The sequence below is a fragment of the Streptomyces rimosus subsp. rimosus genome, assembly GCF_000720725.1.
Classification (GTDB): Bacteria; Actinomycetota; Actinomycetes; order Streptomycetales; family Streptomycetaceae; genus Streptomyces; species Streptomyces rimosus_A.
The window spans coordinates 1-6,222 of sequence record NZ_JOCQ01000189.1 but is presented as its reverse complement, the minus strand read 5'-3'; the positions used below and the strand labels follow the sequence as shown (position 1 = coordinate 6,222).

The window sequence follows — 6,222 nt, the reverse complement described above, 5'->3', positions numbered from 1 at the left end:
CTCCAGCCGAACCCCCAGCCCACCCGCCCGTACACCCCTGACCAGCCGCAGCCCCTGCCGCCCGTCGGCCGCGCTCCGGCCCGCCGGCACCGGGCTCTACCGCAGCACCGGCCCGGACCGCCGCCAAAGGTTGCCGTGCCGGTGATCGTCGTAGCGCTGATGTGCATCGCGGTCGGAGTCTGGGCGCTGGCCGTCAGCTGATCCAGCCGCCCCTGCCCGTCAGGCACGGCCACCCTTCCAGCGCGCCACCACCGTCCACACCCCCAGCGCCAGCAGCAGCACAGCTCCCGTGCTGATCCCGCCATACCCCACCATCCGCAAAGCCCCGTGGTGCGCCGCTTGTTGCACCGACATGCCGTCGTCGGCCGCCACTCGCTCCTGAGGGGTTACGGAGAAGTCGGTGGCCTTCTCCCGGTAGTCGGGGCCGGGTTGCGGGCGGCCCGTGGGATCGACCCGCAGCGTGACCGGCGCTCCGTCCTTGAAGTACTTGGCGGCGTCCGGGTGCAGCGATACAGCCAGGTAGTACGAGCCGGCGAAGCGCATCGCGCTGACGGGGGCGGTGGCGTTGTACCGGTTGCCGTAGGCCACCGGGGCCGTGAAGAGCCTGACGGCAGCGGGCTTCCCGTCGTACGGGACGAAGCGGGTGCCGCTGACCGGGCCGCGTGCCGGGTTGTAGACCCCCAGCCCCAACGCGCTCGCCACGAGCCGCGAACCGGCCACCACGCCCGGCCTCGACCCCGTTCCCGAACCCGATCCCCCTTCGCCCCCCACCAGCTTCCCCGCCCCCAACTCCACGCTCACATTGAGCTGCTGCCCCCAATCCACCGGCACCCGGTAGAACCGGGTCTCCCCCGGCCTGATCCGGTCCTGCCACACGCCCTTGCCGATCGGTGTGGCGTCGTTGAAACCGGTGCCGCCCTCGGTGTCCTTCTTCGTGCCTCCGGTGAGCGGTACGGGGGCCGTGGTGGACCAGGTGCCGGGGCCGGGCTGGGCGGGCGGGGAACCGGTGAGGCCGGGTTCGCGCTGGTGGCGGAGTTCCACGGGCCAGCGTCCCGCGCCGTCGGCGTCCGCCTTGCCGACGCCGACGCGTTTGACGACGAAGTAATAGGTTCCCGCCTGTTGGCAGTTGGTGCGTGGGCCGTCGATACGGCGGGTGGCGTAGTCGGCGATCGGGTACGCCATGCCGCGGCCGTGGAAGGCCGTACTGCCGCCCGGGGAGCAGGTGTTGCCGTCGGCGTCCCGGATGCTGACCTTCAGGCTGTCGGTGTGGTCCGTGACCTCGGTGCCCGGCCGGGGAGCGGCCACTGCCGAGAGGTAGGCGCCGGACTTCGCGTCCAGATGCACGGCGTAGTACTTCTCGTCGCCGCGGGCGAGGGAATCGGTGTACGCCCCGGGGGCGAGCAGCGGGGCGCCGGACGGGCTCCCGGTGCCCCGTACGGGCCGTGCGCCGGCCGCCGTCCTGTAGGCGGGCAGGTCGCCCCGTAAACCTTCTGCCGGTGCCGCCACCGCGGACCCCGCCGACACGGGCACGGACACCACAGCGGATACGCCCACCAGTACGGGTACCAGCGCCGGCACCAGTACGGGCATCACCATCGACGTCAGTACGGGCCTCAGGGCCGGTGCCGCCCTACCGGCACGCCCGCTCCTGATCGTGCGCCCCCTCACCACGAGCCACCCCTCACCACATTTGCTTATGCAAGCTACTTATGTGCTATGGCAAACTCGTCGGCACGTCCGCGCCCCGCGTGACAGACGGCGCTCCCCGCGCCGCACGCCCCCGCCGCGCGCCGTACCGCCCCCGGACGCACGAGACCCCGGTCACCGTCGCGCGGTGGCCGGGGTACGTACGTTGGATGACGAACTGCTGCGTCTCACACACCCGAACCTGCGGGCACGGAGTCGGTCGCCTCCGTCCACAGATCCTGCTCGGCGCGATCCGCCTGGATCTGGCGGTACACGAGGAGCCCGCCGATGGCGGCCAGTGCGACCAGGAGAAGCTTCTTCACCGCGCGACCTCGTCTTTCGTTGACGTAGGGGACCTCTGGGGGCCGATGATACACACCGGTCGATACCGTTCGGTGACCTAGGGCCGGACCGATGCGCGGCGGCCCGCCGGCCGCACCCGGGCGACGCCGCACCGCCGGCAACCGGAACGAACCACTCCGGGGCACTCGGGCCGTATCCGCGCCCGGAACGCGAAAGAGGCCCCACCGTCTCCGGTGGGACCTCTTCGCGCTGGTGGGGCTAACAGGACTTGAACCTGTGGCCTCTTCCTTATCAGGGAAGCGCTCTAACCGTCTGAGCTATAGCCCCGCGCTGCACCGAAAGATTAGCGCACTTCAGAGGCGTTCCCAAAATCGTGTCCCCGAGCCCCGGGGAACGCCCCCGGACGGGGCCGCGGCACGGCCCCCTCCGGGACATCCGCGACCGTCACTCGTCCTCGGCGAGGGTCAGCTCCACACCGCCCACGAACCCGGCCGAGATGTTGTAGATGAAGGCCCCGAGCGTGGCCAGCGCCGTGGCGAGCACGACGTCGATCACCGCGATCACCGCCGTGAACAGCAGCACCCGCGGCAGCGACAGGAACGTCTGGAGGTCGAAGCCGCCGCCGTCACCCGATCCCGTCGCCTCGCTGATCGTGCCGCCGACGGTGGTGAACACTCCCATCGCGTCCATCACCATCCACAGCACCGCGACCGCCACGATCGTGCAGATGCCGAGCGCGATGGACAGCAGGAAGCTGACCTTCATCACCGACCACGGATCGGCCCTGGCGACCCGCAGCCGAGCCTTGCGCGTACGCGGGGTCGTACGCGCGCCCGTACGCGGCACACGCACCCCCTGCTGCGCCCCTACGCCCTGCCCCGCACCCGAGCGGTACGCCTGGGGCGGCTGGTACGGCTGTCCGCCGCCCTGGCCCCCGGACGCCTTCCCCTGTGCGGGCGGCTGCGGCTGGGCCCCGGAGTGCGGCTGCTGTGGTTTCGGCTGACGCGTATCGGTCACGGTTCCCCCCTGGTAGGAGTCCTCGGACGAGGAGCCGCCGGACGTGGCGGAGCCACGGGCGCTGTCTTCCGTCACGGTCGCGGGTCCCGGCCGGGAATTCTTCTTTCCCTGCCCACCCGCCGCAGCGCCCGTGGCTCCACTCACGACCTACTCCTCGCGTTACTCCGCCGAAGGCTCGCCGCCCTCGGCCACCGCGGACTCGGTACCCGCCGCCTCGTCGGCCGACTCGGGCTCGTCGCCACCGTCGACCTCTTCGGCCTCGCGACCGGCCTCGGCGTTACGGGCGATACCGACCACGGCATCGCGCTTGCCCAGGTTGATCAGTTGGACGCCCATGGTGTCACGGCCGGTCTCCCGGACCTCGCTGACCCGCGTACGGATCACGCCACCGCTGAGCGTGATGGCCAGAATCTCGTCCGTCGCCTCGACCACCAGGGCGCCGACCAGCTCACCCCGGTCCTCCACGATCTTGGCGGCCTTGATGCCGAGGCCGCCGCGACCCTGGACGCGGTACTCGTCCACCGAGGTGCGCTTGGCGTAGCCGCCGTCGGTGGCGGTGAAGACGAACGTACCGGCCCGCACCACATTCATCGAGAGCAGTTCATCGCCCTCACGGAAGCTCATGCCCTTGACACCCGAGGTGGCGCGTCCCATCGGACGCAGGGCTTCATCCGTGGCGGTGAACCGGATCGACTGCGCCTTCTTGCTGATGAGCAGCAGGTCGTCCTCGGCGGAGACCAGCTCGGCGCCGATCAGCTCGTCGTCCGCGCCCTCCTCCGTCTCGCGGAGGTTGATCGCGATGACACCGCCGGAGCGCGGCGAGTCGTAGTCCTTGAGCGGCGTCTTCTTCACCAGGCCGCCCTTGGTGGCGAGCACCAGGTAGGGCATGGCCTCGTAGTCGCGGATCGCCAGGATCTGCGCGATCTGCTCGTCCGGCTGGAAGGCCAGCAGGTTGGCGACGTGCTGGCCGCGCGCGTCCCGGCCGGCGTCCGGCAGCTCGTACGCCTTGGCCCGGTAGACCCGGCCCTTGTTGGTGAAGAACAGCAGCCAGTGGTGGGTGGTCGAGACGAAGAAGTGGTCGACGATGTCGTCTTCCTTCAGCTTCGTGCCCCGTACGCCCTTGCCGCCGCGCTTCTGCGACCGGTAGTCGTCGGTCTTCGTCCGCTTCACATAGCCGCCACGGGTGATCGTGACGACGATGTCCTCCTCGGCGATCAGGTCCTCGACGGACATGTCGCCCTCGAAGGGCACCAGCTTCGAGCGCCGGTCGTCGCCGAACTTCTCGACGATGGCCGCCAGCTCCTCGCTGATGATCTGGCGCTGGCGCTCCGGCGAGGCGAGGATCGCGTTGTACTCGTTGATCTTCGCCTGGAGCTCGTCGTGCTCGGCGGTGATCTTCTGGCGCTCCAGGGCGGCCAGCCGGCGCAGCTGCATCTCCAGGATCGCGTTGGCCTGGATCTCGTCGATGGTCAGCAGGCCCATCAGGCCCTCGCGCGCCACCTCGACCGTCTCGCTGCGCCGGATGAGCGCGATGACCTCGTCGATCGCGTCCAGCGCCTTGAGCAGACCGCGCAGGATGTGCGCCCGCTCCTCGGCCTTGCGCAGCCGGAACTTGGTACGCCGGACGATGACCTCGACCTGGTGGCTCACCCAGTTGCGGATGAAGGCGTCCAGCGACAGCGTGCGCGGCACGCCGTCCACCAGGGCCAGCATGTTCGCGCCGAAGTTCGTCTGCAGGTCGGTGTGCTTGTAGAGGTTGTTCAGCACGACCTTGGCGACGGCGTCCCGCTTGAGGACGATCACCAGGCGCTGGCCGGTACGCGAGGAGGTCTCGTCGCGGACGTCGGCGATGCCGCCGATCTTGCCGTCCTTCACCAGATCGGCGATCTTCTGCGCAAGGTTGTCCGGGTTGACCTGGTACGGCAGCTCGGTGACCACCAGGCACTGGCGGTTCTGGATCTCCTCGACCTCGACCACCGCGCGCATCGTGATCGAGCCGCGGCCGGTGCGGTACGCGTCCTCGATGCCCTTGCGGCCCACCACCAGCGCGCCGGTGGGGAAGTCCGGGCCCTTGATCCGCTCGATGAGCGCGTCCAGCAGCTCCTCGTTGGACGCCTCGGGGTTCTCCAGCGCCCACTGGGCACCGGCGGCAACCTCGCGCAGGTTGTGCGGCGGGATGTTGGTGGCCATACCGACCGCGATGCCGGCGCTGCCGTTGATCAGCAGGTTCGGGAAGCGCGCCGGCAGGACCGTCGGCTCCTGGTTGCGGCCGTCGTAGTTGTCCTGGAAATCGACGGTCTCCTCGTCGATGTCCCGCAGCATCTCCATGGAGAGCTGCTTCATCTTGCACTCGGTGTACCGCATGGCCGCGGCCGGGTCGTTGCCCGGCGAGCCGAAGTTGCCGTTGGAGTCCACCAGCGGCATCCGCATCGACCACGGCTGGGCCAGGCGGACCAGGGCGTCGTAGATCGAGGAGTCACCGTGCGGGTGGTACGTACCCATCACGTCGCCGACGACGCGGGCGCACTTGTAGAAGCCCTTCTCGGGGCGGTACCCGCCGTCGTACATCGCGTACAGGACGCGGCGGTGCACCGGCTTGAGGCCGTCCCGCACGTCCGGCAGCGCACGCGAGACGATGACGGACATCGCGTAGTCGAGGTAGGAGCGCTGCATCTCCGTTTCGAGCCCGACGGGCTCGACGCGCATGCCCACGCCTTCGATGGCGGGGGCCGCGCCCTCGGCGGTCACGCCGTCCGGGGTCACAGGGGGATTCTCGTCGGCCATTGCTGTTCAAAATCCTTTCGAGCTGCGGCTGCTGCGGTCCCCGCACCGGGCGGGGGAGGGCCGACTCAGATGTCGAGGAAGCGGACGTCCTTGGCGTTGCGCTGGATGAAGGAACGCCGGGCCTCGACGTCCTCACCCATCAGCACCGAGAACAGGTCGTCGGCGCGCGCCGCGTCGTCCAGCGAGACCTGGCCGAGCACCCGGCTGTCGACGTCCATCGTCGTCACGCGCAGTTCCTCGGCGTTCATCTCGCCCAGACCCTTGAAGCGCTGGACCGAGTCGTCCTTGATGCGCTTGCCGTTCTGCTTGCCGAGCTCGATCAGGGCGTTGCGCTCCCGGTCGGAGTAGGCGTACTCGTGGTCGTCGCGGCCCCACTTGATCTTGTAGAGCGGGGGGCGGGAGAGGTAGACGTGCCCGGCTTCCACCAGCGGC

At 69.8% G+C, this 6,222-nt stretch carries 4 protein-coding genes, 1 tRNA gene and 2 pseudogenes; 1 reads left to right on the top strand and 6 read right to left on the bottom strand.

The window, feature by feature from the left end; all coding sequences use genetic code 11:
- Window positions 1–201 (top strand): annotated as a pseudogene (locus IH45_RS1000000150495) (serine/threonine protein kinase); the annotation flags it as partial.
- A gap of 18 nt (window positions 202–219) precedes the next feature.
- Here IH45_RS1000000150495 and IH45_RS0142015 read toward each other — a convergent pair.
- The 6 genes and pseudogenes from IH45_RS0142015 to IH45_RS0141990 all read right to left on the bottom strand — a co-directional run.
- Complete coding sequence (locus tag IH45_RS0142015; RefSeq protein ID WP_234440895.1) at window positions 220–1,596, bottom strand: hypothetical protein; 1,377 nt, start codon at window positions 1,594–1,596, stop codon at window positions 220–222.
- Between the two features lie 278 nt (window positions 1,597–1,874).
- Window positions 1,875–2,009: a DLW-39 family protein gene (locus IH45_RS1000000150490; RefSeq protein ID WP_003958712.1), complete on the bottom strand. Its 135-nt coding sequence runs from the start codon at window positions 2,007–2,009 to the stop codon at window positions 1,875–1,877.
- A 230-nt stretch (window positions 2,010–2,239) separates the two neighbouring features.
- A tRNA-Ile gene (locus IH45_RS0142005) sits at window positions 2,240–2,316 on the bottom strand.
- 117 nt (window positions 2,317–2,433) lie between these two features.
- Window positions 2,434–3,150, bottom strand: coding sequence for a DUF3566 domain-containing protein (locus IH45_RS1000000146020; protein ID WP_078898048.1), 717 nt, complete (start codon window positions 3,148–3,150; stop codon window positions 2,434–2,436).
- Between the two features lie 15 nt (window positions 3,151–3,165).
- Complete coding sequence (gene gyrA, locus IH45_RS0141995; RefSeq protein WP_030682195.1) at window positions 3,166–5,790, bottom strand: DNA gyrase subunit A; 2,625 nt, start codon at window positions 5,788–5,790, stop codon at window positions 3,166–3,168.
- Window positions 5,791–5,855: 65 nt separating this feature from the next.
- Window positions 5,856–6,222: pseudogene (locus IH45_RS0141990) on the bottom strand (DNA topoisomerase IV subunit B); the annotation flags it as partial.